A 17,927-nucleotide genomic window follows, 5' to 3' on the forward strand; every position below is an offset into this window, starting at 1 on the left:
GGGACGACGGTCTGGAATATGCTGTGCACCTGCAAACCTGAGGCACCCGAATGGGAGAGCAACGAGTTCGGGTTATGAATCTAGCGGGCGTAGGGCGATCACCGCTCGCTCATTCCGGCGCATTCTGTCGAGCGAGGATGGAGGCTCGACGAATTTAAAGGAATAAAAGCCTTATTCTGATCGGCCCCTGCTTAATCCCGAAACAAAAAATATATAATCTCCCCAGGTCGTGCGTCGTTTTCCGTCGAAGATGCGTTGCACCGCATCCGCACCCAGCGGTCGACGAAACAAATATCTGTCAAACGGAGCCCGTCCTGATGAAGAACCCAACCCTGTCCGCCATGGCGAAGACCTTCGCCATCGTGGTCGCCCTGGTGGGCGCGATGATCCTGGGAACGCCCCGTGGTGCTGAAGCCGCACCGATGGCGGTATCCAGCGAAGTCGCCGGCGCGGCGAACGCGGCCGCCACCGAGGTTCAATACGGCGGCGGACACTGGCGCCACCACGGCCGGCATCATCGCCGCCATTTCGGCCATCATCGCGGTCGCCATTTCGGCCATCATTACGGTCGTCGCTTCGGTCATCACCATCACCGCCGCCATTTCGGCCATCATCACCGCCGCTTCTACCGCTACTGAGGCCCGAGTTTGGGGCGCGCCGCGAGGCGCGCCCCTACCTTACCGCGCTGCGCTTGCCGGTAGCCGGACCGCGGCCTAAGAGCCCGGACGACCATCCCGGAACCCGACCAAGGAGAGTGCCCATGCGGCCCTCGAAGCGCGCGAACGACGAATTGCGCAACGTGACTCTGGAGCGCTCCGTCGCCCGTTATGCCGAGGGTTCGTGCCTCGTGACGTTCGGTCAAACGAAAGTTCTTTGCACCGCCTCCCTCGAAGAGCGCGGTCCGCCATGGCTGCGCGGCTCGGGAAAGGGCTGGGTCACCGCGGAGTACTCCATGCTCCCCCGCGCTACCCATGAGCGCACCCGCCGTGAGGTAAATTCCGGCAAGCCCTCCGGACGGACGCAGGAGATCCAACGGCTGATCGGCCGCTCGCTCCGCGCCGTCACCAATCTTCCCGCCATCGGCGAGCGTCAGATCACCGTGGATTGCGATGTGATTCAAGCGGACGGCGGCACTCGCACTGCCGCGATCACGGGCGCCTGGATCGCTCTGCATGATTGTTTCACTTGGATGCGCGGGCGCTCCATCATTTCCGTCGATCCCCTGCGTGAGCATGTCGCCGCCATTTCCTGCGGCATCTACAAAGGCACCCCCGTGCTGGATCTCGAATACGCCGAGGATTCGGCCGCCGAGACCGATGCGAACTTCGTCATGACCGGCTCCGGCGGCCTCGTTGAGGTGCAGGGCACCGCCGAGGGAAAGCCCTTCTCGGAAGCCGAACTCATCGAGTTGCTGCGCCTAGCCCGCGGCGGCGTCGAGCAACTCGTCGCCCTTCAGAAGCAGGCGATCGCATGAGCGCGCCGCGCATTCTCACCGGGCGAGTTGTCATCGCCACTCATAATGCCGGCAAGCTCGTAGAGATGCGCGAGCTTCTGATGCCCTTCGGTGTCGAGGCCGTCTCTGCCGGCGAACTCGGCTTGCCGGAGCCCGAGGAGACCGGGACGATGTTTGCGGAGAACGCAGCGATCAAGGCTATCGCTGCGGCGCAGGCTTCGGGCCTGCCCGCCTTCGCTGACGATTCCGGACTTTGCGTCAACGCCCTCGATGGCGCACCCGGACTGTTCTCCGCCCGCTGGGCCGGGTCGAGCAAAGACTTTTCCAGTGCGATGGCTCGCATCGTGGCCGAACTCGACAAGCGAGGAGCCACGACCCGCCGGGCTCATTTTGTCTCAGCCCTCGTCATCGCTTGGCCCGATGGCCACACCGAAACGTTCGAAGGCCGTGTCTTCGGCGATCTCGTAGAGCCGCGCGGCTCACAAGGCTTTGGCTACGACCCGATGTTCCTGCCCGACGGCTACGACCGAACCTTCGGTGAGATCTCCTCAGAGGAGAAGCACGGTGTCGATTGGAAGAGCGGAAATGCGCTGTCGCACCGGGCACGGGCCTTCGTGCTGTTGGCCCAAAGTTGCCTGCAGCGTCCGGTCTGACCGGTCTCGTCTAGATTGAGATTGGATGACCCTGATCTCAGTCGTGCCGACGGGAGCAGGTGGATTCATCGACGGCCGCAACGGTCTCTCACCGAGACCTTCTTGTGACGGATGAATCCAAGAAGGGGGCGTAGGCTGAGCGCGGGATGTCTCCGGGACCATTGCCAAAACTGTTATCCGCGCGCACATCCGTTGAATGACCGACTCTTCAGGACCGGACCACCCGACCCGCGACGCCGGGTTCGGAATCTATGTCCATTGGCCTTTCTGCGCTTCGAAATGCCCCTATTGCGACTTCAATAGCCATGTCCGCCATGCCCCGGTGGATGAAGGACGTTTCCTGGCGGCATTCCGGACCGAGATCGCCCATGTCGCGGCGCGCGTTCCGGGCCGCACGGTTTCCAGCATCTTCCTCGGCGGCGGCACGCCGTCCCTCATGCAGCCGTCAACCGTGGCGGGGCTTCTCGAGGCCATTGACGATGCCTGGGGGGCGGCCCCCGATATCGAGGTCACGCTGGAGGCCAATCCCACGAGCGTCGAGGCCGGTCGCTTTCGCGGCTATCGGGCCGCGGGGGTGAACCGTGTCTCGCTCGGTGTCCAAGCCATGGACGACATCTCCCTGAAAGCGCTGGGGCGCCTCCATACGGCCGCGGAGGCAATGTCGGCGGTGCAGACGGCGGCTGCCCACTTCGAACGCTACTCCTTCGATCTCATCTATGCGCGGCCGAACCAGAGCGCGTCGGCGTGGCGGGCCGAGTTGAAGGAGGCCATCGCGCGGGCGGCGGAGCACCTGTCCCTCTACCAACTCACCATTGAGCCCGGCACGCCGTTCTTCGGCCTGCATGCGGCCGGCAAGCTTGTCCCACCGGACAACGACATGGCGAGGGCACTCTATGATGTGACGCAAGAGGTATGCGACGCCGCGGGCCTCCCATCCTACGAGATTTCCAATCACGCTCGCCCCGGCGCGCAATCGCGTCATAACCTCCTGTACTGGCGCTACGGCGAGTATGCCGGCATCGGTCCAGGCGCGCATGGCCGGCTTGTGACGGAAGAAGGGCGGATGGGCACCGTCACTGAGCGGACGCCGGAGGCGTGGCTTGCTCAGGTCGAGCGCAACGGTCATGGCATCATCGAGACCGAAGCACTCTCATGTGCCGACCAGGGCGATGAGTTCCTTATGATGGGTCTGCGCCTCAAGGAGGGCGTCGACCCCGACCGTTACGCGATGCTGAAAGGCCGTCCCATCGATGCGGCGCGTGTCGAGGCTCTGATCGGCGACGGGCTCGTCGCCCGCCTGGACGGAGGCCGCATCGCCGCGACCCCGCGCGGTGCGCCGGTTCTCAACGCCGTGGTGGCGGAACTCGCTGCCTGATGCTGGCCCCCATCCGCTTGCTCATGATCTATCACATTGACCAGGGTGCATGGCCGGCCAGTGCTACCTTCTGCGCAGCCTTTCTCGACCATACTTGACGCGCAAGCCGGATCAGGTGCCAGAGGGGCCGAGCGTGCGCGGGGCCGGGCTCACGATAGCCGGTGCGCCGCTGCGGATTTCGTAGATGGCTAGAGCCCTATCGCTTACCCCCTCCGGCCGGAAGCGGAAGGTGCCGTCGATCCCCGAGAAGCCGGCCTGCGTCGTCAGCGTCGCGTCGGCGAAGCGCTGAGATCCATATTGCCGCGACAGCGCTGCCATGAGCGAGACAGCGTCGTAGGCCAGCGTCGCCACACGCGGAGGTGCAGAGCCGAACCGCGCCTGATAGCGCTGTGAGAAATCGCTGAATCCCTTCGAATCGGCCGCTGCGAACCAGCCGCCCTGCAGGGCGGGCAGGGCGAAAAGGCGCGGGTCGTTCCACACCGCCGTGCCGATGGGCTTCACTCGGCTGGGAGAAAATCCCGCCTTGGCGAGCGCCGGTGCGACGATGGCCAAGCCTTCCGGGCTTTCCGGCAGGAACAGAGCGTCAGCTTGAGCGCCAGGACCATTGATGAGGCCCGCAAGGCGAGAGATAGCGGGGGCTGGCGCGCCGGGCACATAGCGCTCGATCCCCACCAGCCGAGCACCCTTTCTGGCCACCGCCTCACGGAATTGTGCCTCCACGGCATTGCCGTAGCTGCTCTCGGGAATCAGCGCGGCGAAGGAGCGTCGCCTGGCCGCCACCGCCTCGTCGACTACCCGGTCCACCTCGGTCTGCGGCAGGAAACTGAGGAGATAGACACTGCGTGCCGCGACGCTCGCATCGGTGGAAAAGGCGATGATCGGCTTGCCCGCCGCGCGCGTGACGCCGGCAGCTGCCTGGACATTGGCCGCGAACAGGGGGCCGAGCACCAGTTCGGCGCCCTCGGACAGGGCGGCCTGGGCCGCCTCGCGTGCGCCATCGGGCGAGCCGCGATCGTCCTTCACCAAAATCTGCAGGTCGGGCTTTTGGAAATCCTCGACGGCGAGTTCCGCCGCATTGCGGAGGGCCGTTCCGACGGTCGCACCGGGACCGGACAGGGGCAGGATGAGGGCGATCTTGACCGAGCCCGTGCCGATCTTCATCGCGCCCGGTGACGGCGCCTGCGGATCGCCAGCGGCGGCGATATCCGGGTTAGGAGAGGCTTTCGTAGCGCGTGGGCCACCATCGGGGCCGCCGATGCAGCCGCCGAGCCCCCCGGCGAGCAGGAGAATAGCCACCGCCATCGCCCAAACGGGCATTGCCGGACGGTGGCCCCTTGCAAGGCTTTTCTCCATTGCACGGTACTCCTCGTCGCCAATCCGCATCTCACGCCCGATGCGCGCACGGTTAAAGCCTGAACGACAAAAGTAAATGTCGCGACACCCCCGGTGCAGGCATTCCTCCGGCCCGTGTCCCCGTGGCAATGTCTGCCTCATGACTCAGAGAATCGACAATCGGACGCGCCGCTCCAGGGCTGTCCACGATCCGGCCAAGCCCATCTCGACCTTCACCGCCTTCGGCCTTGCGGCAGAGGCGGAACCGCTCGACCCTGGCCTGCACGTGGTGGCGACCCCGATCGGCAACCTCAAGGATGTGTCGTTCCGCGCGCTCGCGACTCTGGCGGCGGCTGATACGGTGCTCGCCGAAGACACCCGCGTCACCCGCACGCTGTTGATGCATTACGGCATCACGACGCCGCTGGTCGCCTATCACGAGCATTCCAACGCGGCTGTCCGCGAGCGGATGATCGCACGGATGCAAAACGGCGAAGCCTTGGCCCTGGTCTCGGATGCCGGGACGCCGCTGGTGTCGGATCCGGGTTTCAAGCTTGTTCAGGCCGCCATCGAGGCGGGTATTGCGGTGACGCCTATCCCCGGTCCATCGGCGGTGATGACCGCCATCGTCGCGGCGGGCCTGCCCACCGACCGGTTTTTTTTCGAAGGCTTCCTGCCGCAGAAATCCGGTGCCCGGCGCAATCGCCTGGCGGCGCTCGGGCAGATCCCCGGAACACTGGTCCTGTTCGAATCACCCCACCGCCTGCCCGAAATGCTGGTGGATGCCGCCGCGATCCTCGGAGGGAGCCGGCCCGCGGCGGTCGCCCGCGAACTGACCAAGCTCTACGAGACGATCCGGCGCGGCACCCTCGCGACCCTGGCCGAGACCTTCACAGAGGAGGGGGCTCCCAAGGGCGAGGTGGTGGTGGTGATCGGGACCAACCCGGAAGAACCGCCGGAGGAGGAGGTCGAGGCCGGTCTCGATGCGGCGATCGAGGCAGCGCTTTCGCGTCACTCGATTAAGGATGCCGCTGCTCTCGTGGCCGATGCCACCGGCCAGCCCCGCCGGGTCGTCTATGCCCGGGCCCTCGTCCTCGCCAGACGTACCGATGCGGACGTCTAAGCTCCTCAATGCGAAAGGACGGCGGCGCGCCACCTACCTGCGCGGCCAGTCCGGCGAGACCTTGGCCCTCCTCGCCATGATCATGAAAGGCTATCGCCCTCTGGCCCGGCGCTTCAGCGCGAATGGCGGCGAGATCGACCTGGTCCTACGCCGGGGCGACACCGTTGCTTTCGTAGAGGTGAAGGCAAGGGCGAATCTCGAGACTGCCCTGGTCGCTATCGATGCGAAGAAACGTGCCCGGTTTTCCCGCGCCGTGCGTGCCTGGATCACGCGCAATCCCCGCTACGGGGGGATGACGTTCAGGGCGGATGCGGTGTTCGTTGCGCCAAGGACTTGGCCGCGCCATCTCCCTGACGCCTTCACGATCGAGGGACTCTGAGCCGAGAGGTAACCCTCCATCCGAGGACGGAGTTGTGTCGTGTCCGGACCCGCCCGCGAGCTTGATGGGGCAGGGCTGCAGGCGCCGCTGTACTCTCTGGAAGAGCGGTCGCTGCTGACACGAGGCCATCAGCCAAGAGCAGCGCCCGAGCGAGGTCGACCGAGGCTTATTTCTTCGCTGCCGCGAGGGCAGCGATCAGGGTGCGCTTCAGATCGGCCTGGCTGAATGGCTTCTGGACCACGAGACGATCACGGAACGGCTCACGAATCCCCGCGCCGCCGTAGCCCGTCGAGAAGACGATGGGCAGGTCGCGCTCGGTGATCGCTTCGGCCACCGGATAGATCGGCTCGCCGGCGACGTTGACGTCGAGGATCGCGACTTCGAAGGTCTCGTTCCGAGCCATTTCCAAAGCCGTCGCAAGACGCGCAGCGGGACCGACTACGGTACACCCGAAGTCGAGCAGCATGTCTTCGAGCAGCATCGAGATGGCCGCTTCGTCCTCCACCACCAGAACCCTGGCGCCGTCGAGGAGAGTGTCGTTCTGTTCAGCACTCACGCTGGGGATTCTTCCCTTCGATTCGTTCCTGCCCGGAACGGTGCCGTCATCCGTAGCCTCGCAGGCTTGCCATCCGTCGGGGTGGCGGGAATGACGTATGGCTCCTGCGGCAACGGTCGAGCCGTCGCCCGTTCCGCTTGGCGTGTCAAGGCGCAGAAAGTGGCCTCGGCGGTTCAGGATCGGGTTAATGTTATCGGACGATACATTTTCACGCACATCGCCGATACCTGTGGCATGCGGAGCAAGCGAGGGCGCGGCCTCATGACCACTCATCGTCGCGGCGCCCTGGTAATGCTGGGCGCGGCGCCCTTCGCGGCTGCATCTCCTGTCCGAGCTGAGCGGCCCCTCGTCGTGGCCTCGAAAAGCGATACGGAGGGAGCGCTCACGGGGGCGATGATCGCCCTGGCGCTCGAGCATCTCAACGTCCCGGTGGTGCGCAAGCTCGGCCTCGGCCCGACCCTGATCGTCCGCGGCGCCCTACTGTCCGGCGACGTAGATATCTACCCGGAATATACCGGAAACGGCGCGTTCTTCACCAGCACCGAGGCCGATCCCGCCTGGAAGATCCCTCAGGACGCCTACGAGACCATCCGGCGGAGCGATGCCGAAAAGGGGCTGGTCTGGCTCGCCAGGGCGCCCGCCAACAACACCTGGCTCATCGCCCTCAACGGCGATTTCGCGCGGGAGCGGCATCTGGTCACGATGGCGGATTTCGCCAAGGTGGCGAATGACGGCCTGATCCTGCTGGCGGCCTCCACCGAGTTCGTGGAGAGCCCGGCGGCTTTGCCGTCCTTCGAGGCGGCCTACCGTTTCAGCCTGCCCCTCGACCGCATCATCAGCCTGCCCGGCGGCGATACGGCGGTGACGGCGCGGGCGGCGGCACAGCGGATCAGCGGGGTCAATGCCGGGATGGTCTATGGCACCGACGGGGCCCTCTCCGCCCTGGACCTCGTGGTGATGAGCGATCCCGCTGCGGCTCAGATCGTCTATGAGGTCGCGCCGGTCATCCGCGCCGCCGGTTTGGAGCGATTTCCGGCGATCCGTCCGGCCCTGGCCCGCATTTTCGCCGGTCTCGACGCGCCGACCCTTCGCCGGCTGAACGCGCGGATCACCGTGGACGGCGAGATCGCGGAAAAGGTCGCACGTGACGACCTCACGGAGCGCGGGCTGATCGGATGAGAGCGGAATCGGACCCGCGTTCGAACCGCCATCGGGCGGCTTTTCATGCGTCATCGGCCGGGCTTTTCGGGGCCGGCCTTCTCATCGCATTCCTCCATCGGATGGCGCTGCTCGATATCGCGCCGAATCGCCTCCTGCCCGGCGCTCCCGTGGCTGCGTCCGGGTTGGGCGATGGGTCGATCGGCCTGGTCTCGCTCCTGTCGCTGGCCGGTCTCGTCCTTCTCGCGACGCTGCCCCGACGCATGGGTGGTGTGCTTGCCGTCGGCCTCTTCGCGGCGGCCTGGGCTTTCCTCCTGCTCGGCCTCGGGGCGGAGGCCACTCGCCGCCTCGCGACCATGCCTACTGCGGCGAGAGCCAGCCTCGGCTCCGGTTTCTGGATGGCCTCGGCCTGCCTCCTGGCCTTCGCCGGAGCCAGCATCGGACGCGCCCGGATCCGCGGTCTCGGTCTGCTCGCCGCCCTCGCTGCCGCGGGAATCCTGATCGCGGCGTGGCACGGCGGCGGGTTGGACCGGTTGTCGCTCGTCATGGAATATGCCGGGCGGCGGGAGGCGCTCCACCAGGCCATCGCCGAGCATCTGCTCCTGTCGGGCGGGGCGATCGTCCTGGCGCTTCTGGCGGCGGTGCTTCTGTCGCTCTGGCGCTCGGGGGAGGGAATCGTCGGGCTCGTCGTAAGCGGCATACAGGTGATTCCCGCCGTCGCCTTATTCGGCGGCCTCGTCGCTCTGGTCTCCGGGTTGGTCCGCGCCGTGCCGGCCCTGCGCGATCTCGGCCTCTCGGCGCTGGGGCCATGGCCCGCCCTCATCGGCATCGCCGCCTATCTGCTGCTTCCGCTCTGGCGCGGGATCGGCACGGCCCTGCGATCCGCCGACCCCGCCGCTGTCGACGCGGCCGAGGCCATCGGCCTGACGAGGGGGCAGATCCTGCGGCAGGTCAGGCTGCCGCTCGGCGCGCCGGTGCTCGTGGGAGCCTTGCGGGTCGCGACGGTCCAGAGCCTCGGCCTCGCGACACTGGGCGCCCTCATCGGCGCAGGCGGCCTCGGGCGGATCGTGTTCGACGGCATGGCCCAGTTCGCGCCCGACCTGATCCTCCTCGGCGCCATCCCCATCGTCGTCCTGTCGCTCGCGGCGGAAGCGGCCTTGAGCGCGATGGAGGCAAGCTGCCGGTCGAGGTGGCACGCATGATTCGCCGCCTGCGCCCCGCGCTCGGCATCTTCCTGGTCGGAGCCATCTTCGCGGCGATGAGCCATCCTTCCCTGGCCGCCTGGATCGTGGCCGGCCTCGGCGAGGAGCCGCGACGGGGCCTGAGCGCCGAGCGATTGCTGGCCCTCGCGACGCATCATCTCGGCCTCGCCGCGCTCGGGCTCGCCCTGGTGGCCGCCCTCGGCCTCGGTCTCGGCATCCTGGTGACGCGCGCGGTCGCCGCGCCCCTGCGCGGCGGCATCGATGGCATCGCCGCCGCCGCGCAGGCGGTGCCGCCGGTGGTGATGGTGGCCCTGGCCCTGCCCATCCTCGGCTTCGGCGGGCCGCCGACCCTATTGGCCCTCGTGGCCTACGGCATCATGCCGGGCCTGCGCGGCACGGTGGGCGCGCTGGAATCGGTCCCGCCCGAGGCCCGCGAGGCGGCGGAGGCCTTGGGCTTCACGCCGATCCAGGTCCTGCTCCGGGTGGAACTGCCCCTGGCGCTGCCGGGCCTCGTCGATGCCCTGCGCACGGCCCTCGTCCTCGCCATCGCCACCACGGCGGTGGGAGCCCTGGCGGGAGCCTCCACCCTCGGCACCCCCATCGTCGCCGGGCTGCAGAACCAGAACGTCCTGCCGATGCTGCAGGGGGCGCTCGCCACCGCCGCCCTGGCCTTCCTCTGCGACGCGGTGCTGCTCGGGCTGGCGAGTTTGGTCTCGGCGGACCGCGCGCGGCAATGAACGGGTTTCGTAAAGGCGGCGACCGTTTATGCGATCTAAAATCGACGACGGGTCGGAGCCTGTTTAAGTTGATTTCCCATGCTTTACCTCGTCCTGAGGTGCCGCGTAGCGGCCTCGAAGGAGGGCTCCAGAACCCGCTACGCGAACTGGAAGGCTCCTTCGAGGCCTTCGCCGCATTTCGGTACCTCAGGATGAGGTGGTCGGCTGGGGATGATGAGCTCAAACACTCGGCGCGGTCGTTTCCTGGCCTGTTCGAACGTCACGAGGCGGTATGACAAACCCGACGTCACAGGACATCGCGGCATTGCGGAGCGAGTGGATCACCGGAGGTCGGCTGGTCGTCGGGGACGATTCCTCTCCGTCGGACCATGACTCGGTCTACCAATGGGTCTTGAACTTCATCGACGGCGGCGCTGACGACCCCGACTACAGCACTGTCCTCGGACTGATTTATCATAGCCTGAACTTCGATATCCCGTTCAGCGCGACCCAGTCCGTTCGGGACGATCTGATGCACATAGCGCGGAGAAAACTCGATGATCCGCATTGGCGCAGACAAACGATCTAGCCGACAGGATGTGAGAGTTCCCCTGCATCAACTGGGACGCGAGGCTGCCGAGGGCGAAACGCGATAAAGCCGACGGAGTGAAGGGCAGCCGAGGATGGCACGCCGACCGGATTGGTCACCGTGCCAAAGGTTGGACCCGATGCGCTCACGGGCCGCCTCAATGCCTGCGTGCGCGACGGTCCGGGGCGGATTGCCGTCTTGCATGGACCGCTCGAAGTTGTTGGCAAGGAGAAGCCCGAGGGGGAGCGGGGCTCCCCGACAACTCTCGCCAGTGGTGCTCGCCTCGGAGATCACCTCGTCGGTCCGATGCTGAACGAGGATATCGAGCGGCGGCACAAATCGTAGACATGCCATTGCCACTCAATCTATCTTGGCTACCTCGGCCATATCGGCACGCCAACGGCTCAGATCGCCGGACGTTGGAAGCCGGTACCGTTGCCGGACCGTAGCGGTAGGGTCCTGGCCTTGCGTCCCGAAGCAAACGTTGCCGTTGATGCTGAAGGTCGCCTGCCCGAAAACATCAGTTCTTCGTAGCCGGCGTGGAACAAGAAAACGCGGTATCAGGCCACAAGATCTTTCGAAGCACGGGCGTATTGAAGAGCATCGCGTGCTGAAAGTGGTTTGCTCAGCAAGTAGCCTTGTGCCTCTGTGAAACCCTCTCGACGTGCGTGGGCAAGCTGCATTTCGTCCTCGACACCCTCGGCGGTGATGCTCGCGCCCAGCCGTTCAGCGAGGCCGACGATGGCGCGCACGATCGCGGCCGTATCGGCATTGCCGATTTCGTGGATGAAGGAACGGTCGATCTTGATCTTGTCGAATGGGAATCGCCGCAGATAACTCAAGGACGAAAAGCCGGTGCCGAAATCATCGAGGGCTATGTGTACTCCAAGCTCACGCAGCCGATGCAGGCAACGGATTGCGCTTTCCGTGTCGCTCATCAGCACGCTCTCGGTGATTTCGAGCTCGAGACGTTGCGGCGGCAGACCTGACGCCGCCAGCGCCGTCACAACAGCATGCTCCAAACCAAGTTCGGCGAATTGCACGGTTGAGGCGTTCACCGCGACCTTGAGGTCGCCGGGCCATCTCGCCGCTTCGCAGCATGCTTCCTTCAGGGCCCAGGCGCCGAGCTGCACGACCAAGCCGATTTCTTCGGCCAGTGGAATGAAGTCTCCGGGCGAGACGAGGCCCCGCGAAGGACTTCTCCAACGCATGAGCGCCTCGAAGCCGCTCAACATATCGTTCTCGAGGCGGATGATCGGCTGGTAGTACAACTCGAACTCACCCAGCCGAACGGCTTCGCGAAGGTCTAGTTCGAGCGCATTGCGTTCGGCTATCGCCGCATCCATCTCGGGCTCGTAGTAGCGGTAAGTGCTCCGACCTACGGCCTTGGCGCGGTAGAGCGCGATATCGGCATTCTTGAACAACTGGTCCGGATTGCAGCCATCCTGCGGCCCCAGCGCGATGCCAATACTGATCCCGACACTGACTGCGCGGCCCTCGATATCGAAAGGCAGCTTCACGGCGTCGATGACCTGCTGCGCTGTAGTGCTGGAATTCTGCGGATGGTCGAGTCCTCTGAGAACGATCGCAAACTCGTCGCCGCCGAGCCGAGCGACAGTGTCTCCCTCACGGATCGCCGCGGTAAGCCGTTCAGCGACCTTGCGCAGAAGGGTGTCGCCCGCCGGGTGTCCCATGCTGTCGTTCACGGATTTGAAACGATCGAGATCGCAGGCGAGCACCGCGAAAAAGTGTCCGCGTCGTTCCGCGCTCACCATTTCACGGTCGAGGCGATCCCAAAATAGGGTGCGGTTGGGCAATCCGGTGAGCGCATCGTACAACGCCAGATACTCGATCTGCTGCTCCGCCTGTTTGCGCGCCGCGATGTCGATCTGTGTGCCGACGATGCGGAGTGGAGCCCCCGTGGCATCACGCGCGACGATCTTGCCGCGCGACAGGACCCACGTGTAGGCACCGCTTTTGTTGCGGACGCGTTGCTCGCATTCGTAGATCTTCGTCTTCCCCTCTATGTGGTCGGCCAGCTGCCTTCGAGACTGCTCGATGTCGTCAGGGTGCGTAAGTCGTATCAAGGACCGCACATGACCCTCGATCTCGCCCGGCTCGTAGCCGAGCATTGTCTGCGAGCGGTCTGAGAACCAGACCTTTCCTGTCGCGACATCCCAGTCCCAAAGGCCGTCGCTGCCGCTATCGAGGGCGAGCGCAAGACGCTCTTCGCTGATCCGCAAAGCGGTCTCACTGGTCCGCAAGGCGCGATTGGCGCGGCGCATGCGGTCGGCGAACAGGGCGAGCGCGGCAAAGCCCAGGATCGCAAGCATGACCGCAGCGATGCCGGAGGCGAGGGCGAGACGTGGCAGCCCAGACACCGAAGCAGGTTCCGCTCCGTCAGGGGTGATCTGCACCGCGCCCATGGCGGTGAAGTGCAATCCCGCGATCGCGACGGTCAGAAGCGTCGCGGCGACACCGTTCGGGTATTTCAGCCCCCGATGCCTGAAAGCGACGAATGCGGCGGCTGAAAAGCTACAACCGATCAGCACCGAGGCGAAGACGAGCGTTCGATCCCAGGCAAAAGCTCCAGGAAGCTGGATGCTCGCCATGCCGATAAAATGCATGGCCGCCACGCCCAGCCCGAGAACGATCCCAGCGCCCGCCGCCATGGCTGAATTGGTGGCCCAACGTCCGAACGCCAGTGCGACCACCGACGCCAGTATGGCTGCCATCAAGGATAGCAGCGTCAAGCGCGTATTGTAGCTGACGACGAGTCCCGGGTCATAACCGAGCATACCGATGAAATGCGTACTCCAGACCCCGGCTCCAGCTGAGAAACCCGCCGCCAACAGCCACGCCAAAGGTTCCAGACCACGGCTCTTAGTTGACTGGCGGGCAAGCCGCAGCGCGGTATGGCTCGATACCCAGCATACGATAGCAGCAAGGGGCAAGACCCAGGCGTCGTGCTGCGCGCTTAGGCAGAGAAGGGCGCGGTACATTGACGAATACCCTGTGGTTTTATGTCGACCACGCTGCCGTCAAGAGCCTTAATAAATTTAAACTATTTCTCGATGAATACGATTGAAATCAGAGCTATACAGTGGACCTCCGTTCCTCCGGTCGTGCTCTCTATCCCGCCCGGTGGCCTGAGAGCCGAGTTACTCACGAGCTGCTCGGGTCGGAGCCTGCCCCTCGTCCGTTCGAACTGCGCACGTCCCAACTCTACGCCCAAGTCACCTCACTCGTCCTTGAACACCACCTTCGCGCCGCGCTCGATGCGGGTGGCGAGGTCGCGGGCGTCCCAGTTGGTCAGGCGGATGCAGCCGTGGGATTCGGTCTTGCCGACCTTCTCCGGCTCTGGCGTGCCGTGGATGCCGTAGGACGGGATCGACAGGTCGATCCAGACGATGCCGACCGGGTTGTTCGGGCCGGGGCGGATCGAGAAGGTCTTGTTCGTCTTCACGCCCTTGAAGGCGTATTTCGGGTTGTAGGTGTAGACCGGCGCGAAGGCGACGCCCTTCACCTTGGTCTCGCCTGAGGGGGCCGGCTTCTCGGCGCTGCCGATGGAGGCGGGGTAATAGGCCCGCAAGGTGCCGTCCTCGCCGAAGCCTCGGACATGCCTGGTGACCTTGTCGACCTCGACCCGCACGATGTCCTTCTTCGGGGCGTCATCCTTCTTCGGGGCGTCATCCTTCTTTGGGGCATCATCTTTCTTGGAGGTATCGTCGCTCTTGGGCGCATCGTCCTTCTTCGACGTGTCCGTGCCTTTGTCCGCCGCCGGCTTGTCCGCGGATTTGCCGTCCGATGCGTCGCGGGCCTTGTCTTCCGATTTGCCGCTGGACTTGCTCTTGGACTTCGCCTCGTCCTTCGCCGGCTTGCCGGTTTCGAGCGGAGGGACCGCTGCCACGACGATGCCGGTGCCGGACCTGTCGAAGGCGGCGTCGGGGTTCAGGGCGCTGAGGAGGTCGCGCGACATGTGGAATCGCTCGGCCAGCATCTCGCGCGGATTGGTGTAGCTCATCGCCTCGAGATCGGCCTGCTCTTCCATCTTGGCGGGGATCTTTTCCGCGAAGGGGCCCGAGGCGTCGGTGTCGGTGATCGTGTAGGTGGCCACCACCGGGTCGGCGCTGGAGGCGGCCAGCTTGTCGAAGAGCTCCTGGTTCAGGGTCTGGCTCGCAGGCAGCCCCTGGGCCACGGCGAAGGCCGACAGGGCGTTGCGCATGTTCTCGCCGTCCCGCCCGTCGATGGCGCCGGGGGAGAAATGCGCCCGGTCGAGCAGCACCTGGACTTTCACCAGCAGCGGCTGAGGACGCTTGTCCTTGCCCTTCGCCCGCGCTTTCTTGCTCTCCTTCTTGCCGCCACCCTCGGGCGTCTCTGGCGCCGAGAAGGTCGCGCCGTTGATCGCCTCGGCGGTCAGGGCCTCGCCGGGAGCCTCCTTGTCGGAGCTCGCCTTGCTGGCCTCCGAGGATGTGTTTCCCGCCGGCTTCGCCACTGCCGCGTTCGGAGCCGCGAGGCAGACAAGAGCCATGAGCGCGACGGCGCTCGGCAGGGGCAGATGGGGCATCGGGAGATCAACTTTCGCCTAGGGATCGACAGCTTCGTTCCTTCAAGCCGGTCCGACCCCTCGGCGTTCCACCGCTGCTACTGGCAGAGACCAAGTCTTATTGGCAGAGGCGATGTCCCGCATTCCTCTCGCGTTCGTCGAGATGGAGGTGGTTGCCGTGGGAGGCATCCGACCCCGGCCCGAGCACGGTGCGGAAGAAGGCGCAGGCCTTGGCCCGGGTCGCGGCCTGGAACGTCGCCTCCGGCGCACCGTCGAGGCCGGCGCCCACCTGGATCGGTGCCCGTCCTTCGAAGCCGTAGCCCATGATGTCCACGCCGTTGGCGAAGCTGTGCTCGCTGAGCTTGGCGTCGGGATCGTGGTTCTGGCCGCGACACTCGTAGGACGTGCCGATGGAGAGGCTCCGAAGCGGAGCCTTCAGGATGCGCTCCGAGGCTTCCTGGGCCTCCGTGGTCCAGCGCGCCAGGGCTTCGGCGGTGTTGCAGACCAGGGTCGCGGGCGGGGTGAGCGTCACCTCGCCGGACAGACGGCTGAGCTTCAACGGCTTCTCCGCGCCGCATTGGCCGTTCGAGATCGGCGGCAGCGCCTCGAAGACCGCCCCCAGCCGTTCGAGCCGCTTGCGACAGGCGGTATCGTCGAGGGGGGCGACCGTCAGCGTCAGGGCGGGCGTGGAGGCCGGCGGCGTCGAGAGTTCGGCCGGGCGCGGTGGCGGCGCCGGCATTTCCGAGGCCGGGCCCGTCTCCGGGGCGGCCGGGGCAGGGGGCGTGAGTTCGGCCGGGCGTTCGGGTGGGGTCGGAGCGTCCGGCAGGGGCGGGACCGTCGCGGGTGTCGGCGCGGGCTCGGGCTTCAGCTCGGCGGGCCGAACCGGCGGCTCCGGCATCGACGCGGGCGGAGAAGCCGACTTTTCCTCGGCGGCCAGGGCCAGTGGGGATAGCGCAGCGAGGCCCGCCGCGAGGCAGAGGGCGAGTGCCGTCCATGGCCGGGCGGGCAGGGGAATTCGAGCGAGGGCGGCCTTCATGTCGTCCTCGATCCCATCGTCACCGTTGCGTCAGCGCAGAACCGGCCCCGCCATGGGGCCGGTCCGGAGACGCGGTCCTCAGCCTTCCGAGCGGGCGGCGAGCCGGCTCGCGCCGTAGGACAGGATCCCGGCGATGGCGAACAGGGCGACGAAGGTCTTCACCGTGGCGGAGAACAGCGCCGGCTCGATCCCGGTATCGGTGTAGAGCAGGAGGCCGATGGCGGAGATCGGGAGGAGCAGGACGATCAGGACGGGACCCAGCGGGTTCATGGCGTACTCGCGTGTATCGGGACCGGGGTTCGGCCCTTCTCTTGAAAGCGGCACCGGTCATAGCATTGGACTGCGCCCGAGGGGACACCCCGAACGCAACAAAATTCACAGGCGCTCCACCATCACGCCGGGATGCGGACGGTGGCCCGCAATCCCCCCAGCGGACTGTCGTGAAGGGCGACGTCGCCGCCATGGGCGCGGGCGATGTCACGGGCGATGGCGAGGCCGAGGCCCGACCCGCCGGCATCCTGGCGCGCATCGTCGAGGCGGACGAAGGGCTTGAACACCTCTTCGCGGCTCTCGGGAGGGATGCCGGGGCCGTCATCGTCGATGGAGACGACGAAGGAGCGTGCCTCCGTGCGGCCCCGGATCGCCACCGTCTCGCCGTAGCGGGCGGCGTTGGCGGCGAGATTGAACAGGCAGCGGCGGAACGCGTCCGGCCGCAGCGTCACCATGGCGCGGCCGTCGAACTCCACCTCGGCCACATGGGCGCCGAGGCGTTCCACGTCGGTGCGCAGGTCGTCCAGCATCGCCCGCATGTCGGTGGACACGGCGGCCTCGCCGGAATCGCCGCGCGCGAAGGCGAGGTAGGCCTCCAGCATCCGGCTCATCTCGTCGACGTCGCGCTGGAGGTCTTCCACCTCCGAAGTCTGCTCCACCAGGGCGAGCGACAACTTGAACCGCGTGATGATGGTGCGAAGGTCGTGGCTGACGCCGTTGAGCATGGTCGTGCGCTGTTCCATCGCCCGCTCGATGCGCCGCTTCATCTCGATGAAGGCGTGGCCTGCCTGGCGCACCTCGCGGGCGCCGCGCGGCCGGAACTCGATCTCGCGGCCCTTGCCGAAACTTTCCGCCACGTCGGCCAGCCGCAGGATCGGCTTGATCTGGTTGCGCAGGAACAGGATCGCCACGCCGAGCAGGACCAGGGACGAACCGCTCATCCAGAGCAGGAAGATGTGCGAGTTCGAGGCGTAGGCCATGCTCCGCCGCGCGGTCACCCGCAGCACCCCGTCCGGGATCTCGACGCGGATCTCGATGAGGCTGGACCGGCCCACCGTGTCGATCCAGAACGGCCGGCCGATCTGCTTGGCGAGTTCCTCCGAGAGCGTCTCGTCGAGGATGGAGAAGAACGGGCGCGGCCCCGGCAGGGGGAGCTTCGCCCCTTTCAGGATGTCGAGGTCGAGGTTCAGCCGCGTGCCGGCGATGCGGGTGAGGGTGTCGGCGTCCTTGTCCTGGGGGTAGCTCTCATAGACGTCGATCATCGCCGCCACGTCGGCCGTCACGGCGGCCGAGAGGCGGCGGGTCACGAGCTGCCAGTGCCGCTCCATGAAGGTGTAGGCGATGACCGATTGCAGCAGCACCACCGGCGCGATGATGATGATGAGCGAGCGGGCGTAGAGCCCCTTCGGCAGGGCGTTGCCGATGGCGCGCGCGAGCCTCTTCCACATCCGGCGGGGATGCGGTCTCGCGCGCCAGGCGGCGGCGGTGCTGGTTCTGATCCGCGACAGGTTCAGGCCGGCGAGGGCCATGGCGGGTCCT

Annotated in this window: 18 protein-coding genes; 11 read left to right on the top strand and 7 right to left on the bottom strand. The window is 66.2% G+C overall.

What is annotated here, in order from left to right; genetic code table 11:
* Positions 1-317: 317 nt before the first annotated feature.
* The 4 genes from ACYQR9_RS08855 to hemW all read left to right on the top strand — a co-directional run bounded on the left by ACYQR9_RS08855 (position 318) and on the right by hemW (position 3,481).
* Positions 318-638: a hypothetical protein gene (locus ACYQR9_RS08855; RefSeq protein ID WP_056432217.1), complete on the top strand. Its 321-nt coding sequence runs from the start codon at positions 318-320 to the stop codon at positions 636-638.
* Positions 639-760: 122 nt separating this feature from the next.
* Positions 761-1,474, top strand: a complete 714-nt coding sequence (gene rph / locus ACYQR9_RS08860) for a ribonuclease PH (protein ID WP_056432220.1) — start codon at positions 761-763, stop codon at positions 1,472-1,474.
* The gene (gene rdgB / locus ACYQR9_RS08865) at positions 1,471-2,106 is read left to right on the top strand and encodes an RdgB/HAM1 family non-canonical purine NTP pyrophosphatase (protein ID WP_461229355.1); all 636 of its coding nucleotides are present in this window, start codon (positions 1,471-1,473) and stop codon (positions 2,104-2,106) included. Before rph ends, rdgB begins: the two co-directional genes overlap by 4 nt.
* 196 nt (positions 2,107-2,302) lie before the next feature.
* On the top strand, positions 2,303-3,481 hold the full coding sequence (gene hemW / locus ACYQR9_RS08870) for a radical SAM family heme chaperone HemW (RefSeq protein ID WP_461229356.1): 1,179 nt from the start codon (positions 2,303-2,305) through the stop codon (positions 3,479-3,481).
* Positions 3,482-3,592: 111 nt separating this feature from the next.
* On the opposite strand, the gene ACYQR9_RS08875 is transcribed toward hemW, so the two are convergent.
* On the bottom strand, positions 3,593-4,783 hold the full coding sequence (locus ACYQR9_RS08875; RefSeq protein WP_461229357.1) for a penicillin-binding protein activator: 1,191 nt from the start codon (positions 4,781-4,783) through the stop codon (positions 3,593-3,595).
* A gap of 190 nt (positions 4,784-4,973) precedes the next feature.
* Between ACYQR9_RS08875 and rsmI the strand changes: the two genes are divergently transcribed.
* Positions 4,974-5,936 carry a 16S rRNA (cytidine(1402)-2'-O)-methyltransferase gene (gene rsmI / locus ACYQR9_RS08880; RefSeq protein ID WP_056432237.1) on the top strand — a complete coding sequence of 321 codons (963 nt, stop codon included), beginning with the start codon at positions 4,974-4,976 and terminating at the stop codon, positions 5,934-5,936.
* Positions 5,923-6,315, top strand: a complete 393-nt coding sequence (locus ACYQR9_RS08885; RefSeq protein WP_246747715.1) for a YraN family protein — start codon at positions 5,923-5,925, stop codon at positions 6,313-6,315. Before rsmI ends, ACYQR9_RS08885 begins: the two co-directional genes overlap by 14 nt.
* 166 nt (positions 6,316-6,481) lie before the next feature.
* Here ACYQR9_RS08885 and ACYQR9_RS08890 read toward each other — a convergent pair whose 3' ends face one another.
* Complete coding sequence (locus ACYQR9_RS08890) at positions 6,482-6,871, bottom strand: response regulator (RefSeq protein WP_056432242.1); 390 nt, start codon at positions 6,869-6,871, stop codon at positions 6,482-6,484.
* A 261-nt stretch (positions 6,872-7,132) separates the two neighbouring features.
* Here ACYQR9_RS08890 and ACYQR9_RS08895 point away from each other — a divergent pair, with 261 nt between their 5' ends.
* From ACYQR9_RS08895 to ACYQR9_RS08915, 5 genes are all read left to right on the top strand, one after another.
* Positions 7,133-8,050: a glycine betaine ABC transporter substrate-binding protein gene (locus ACYQR9_RS08895; protein ID WP_207410361.1), complete on the top strand. Its 918-nt coding sequence runs from the start codon at positions 7,133-7,135 to the stop codon at positions 8,048-8,050.
* Positions 8,051-8,151: 101 nt separating this feature from the next.
* Positions 8,152-9,231, top strand: a complete 1,080-nt coding sequence (locus ACYQR9_RS08900) for an ABC transporter permease subunit (protein ID WP_461229358.1) — start codon at positions 8,152-8,154, stop codon at positions 9,229-9,231.
* On the top strand, positions 9,228-9,968 hold the full coding sequence (locus tag ACYQR9_RS08905) for an ABC transporter permease (protein WP_461229359.1): 741 nt from the start codon (positions 9,228-9,230) through the stop codon (positions 9,966-9,968). The genes ACYQR9_RS08900 and ACYQR9_RS08905 overlap by 4 nt, the downstream gene beginning before the upstream one ends.
* A 271-nt stretch (positions 9,969-10,239) precedes the next feature.
* Positions 10,240-10,536, top strand: a complete 297-nt coding sequence (locus ACYQR9_RS08910) for a hypothetical protein (protein WP_461229360.1) — start codon at positions 10,240-10,242, stop codon at positions 10,534-10,536.
* 120 nt (positions 10,537-10,656) lie between these two features.
* A complete protein-coding gene (locus ACYQR9_RS08915; protein WP_461229361.1) occupies positions 10,657-10,881 on the top strand; it encodes a hypothetical protein in 225 nt (74 codons plus the stop codon).
* Between the two features lie 215 nt (positions 10,882-11,096).
* Here the strand turns inward: ACYQR9_RS08915 and ACYQR9_RS08920 are convergent, their stop codons facing one another.
* The 5 genes from ACYQR9_RS08920 to ACYQR9_RS08940 form a co-directional block, all read right to left on the bottom strand.
* Positions 11,097-13,538 carry an EAL domain-containing protein gene (locus tag ACYQR9_RS08920; RefSeq protein ID WP_461229362.1) on the bottom strand — a complete coding sequence of 814 codons (2,442 nt, stop codon included), beginning with the start codon at positions 13,536-13,538 and terminating at the stop codon, positions 11,097-11,099.
* Positions 13,539-13,777: 239 nt separating this feature from the next.
* A complete protein-coding gene (locus ACYQR9_RS08925) occupies positions 13,778-15,103 on the bottom strand; it encodes a L,D-transpeptidase family protein (protein ID WP_461229363.1) in 1,326 nt (441 codons plus the stop codon).
* A gap of 97 nt (positions 15,104-15,200) precedes the next feature.
* A complete protein-coding gene (locus ACYQR9_RS08930) occupies positions 15,201-16,118 on the bottom strand; it encodes an extensin-like domain-containing protein (protein ID WP_461229364.1) in 918 nt (305 codons plus the stop codon).
* Between the two features lie 78 nt (positions 16,119-16,196).
* Positions 16,197-16,388 (bottom strand): hypothetical protein, encoded by a 192-nt coding sequence (locus ACYQR9_RS08935; protein ID WP_056254034.1) that lies wholly within the window; start codon positions 16,386-16,388, stop codon positions 16,197-16,199.
* Between the two features lie 122 nt (positions 16,389-16,510).
* Positions 16,511-17,917 carry an ATP-binding protein gene (locus ACYQR9_RS08940; RefSeq protein ID WP_082469920.1) on the bottom strand — a complete coding sequence of 469 codons (1,407 nt, stop codon included), beginning with the start codon at positions 17,915-17,917 and terminating at the stop codon, positions 16,511-16,513.
* Positions 17,918-17,927: the final 10 nt, after the last annotated feature.

This window comes from Methylobacterium sp. CM6241 (assembly GCF_054817845.1).

Excerpts from the sequence above, each read along its gene's own strand:
- ACYQR9_RS08855 (WP_056432217.1), top strand. The coding sequence starts at position 318 with ATGAAGAACCCAACCCTGTCCGCCATGGCGAAGACCTTCGCCATCGTG.
- rph (WP_056432220.1), top strand. The coding sequence starts at position 761 with ATGCGGCCCTCGAAGCGCGCGAACGACGAATTGCGCAACGTGACTCTG.
- rdgB (WP_461229355.1), top strand. The coding sequence starts at position 1,471 with ATGAGCGCGCCGCGCATTCTCACCGGGCGAGTTGTCATCGCCACTCAT.
- hemW (WP_461229356.1), top strand. The coding sequence starts at position 2,303 with ATGACCGACTCTTCAGGACCGGACCACCCGACCCGCGACGCCGGGTTC.
- ACYQR9_RS08875 (WP_461229357.1), bottom strand. The coding sequence starts at position 4,783 with ATGGCGGTGGCTATTCTCCTGCTCGCCGGGGGGCTCGGCGGCTGCATC.
- rsmI (WP_056432237.1), top strand. The coding sequence starts at position 4,974 with ATGACTCAGAGAATCGACAATCGGACGCGCCGCTCCAGGGCTGTCCAC.
- ACYQR9_RS08885 (WP_246747715.1), top strand. The coding sequence starts at position 5,923 with ATGCGGACGTCTAAGCTCCTCAATGCGAAAGGACGGCGGCGCGCCACC.
- ACYQR9_RS08895 (WP_207410361.1), top strand. The coding sequence starts at position 7,133 with ATGACCACTCATCGTCGCGGCGCCCTGGTAATGCTGGGCGCGGCGCCC.
- ACYQR9_RS08900 (WP_461229358.1), top strand. The coding sequence starts at position 8,152 with ATGGCGCTGCTCGATATCGCGCCGAATCGCCTCCTGCCCGGCGCTCCC.
- ACYQR9_RS08905 (WP_461229359.1), top strand. The coding sequence starts at position 9,228 with ATGATTCGCCGCCTGCGCCCCGCGCTCGGCATCTTCCTGGTCGGAGCC.
- ACYQR9_RS08910 (WP_461229360.1), top strand. The coding sequence starts at position 10,240 with ATGACAAACCCGACGTCACAGGACATCGCGGCATTGCGGAGCGAGTGG.
- ACYQR9_RS08920 (WP_461229362.1), bottom strand. The coding sequence starts at position 13,538 with ATGTACCGCGCCCTTCTCTGCCTAAGCGCGCAGCACGACGCCTGGGTC.
- ACYQR9_RS08925 (WP_461229363.1), bottom strand. The coding sequence starts at position 15,103 with ATGCCCCATCTGCCCCTGCCGAGCGCCGTCGCGCTCATGGCTCTTGTC.
- ACYQR9_RS08930 (WP_461229364.1), bottom strand. The coding sequence starts at position 16,118 with ATGAAGGCCGCCCTCGCTCGAATTCCCCTGCCCGCCCGGCCATGGACG.
- ACYQR9_RS08935 (WP_056254034.1), bottom strand. The coding sequence starts at position 16,388 with ATGAACCCGCTGGGTCCCGTCCTGATCGTCCTGCTCCTCCCGATCTCC.
- ACYQR9_RS08940 (WP_082469920.1), bottom strand. The coding sequence starts at position 17,917 with ATGGCCCTCGCCGGCCTGAACCTGTCGCGGATCAGAACCAGCACCGCC.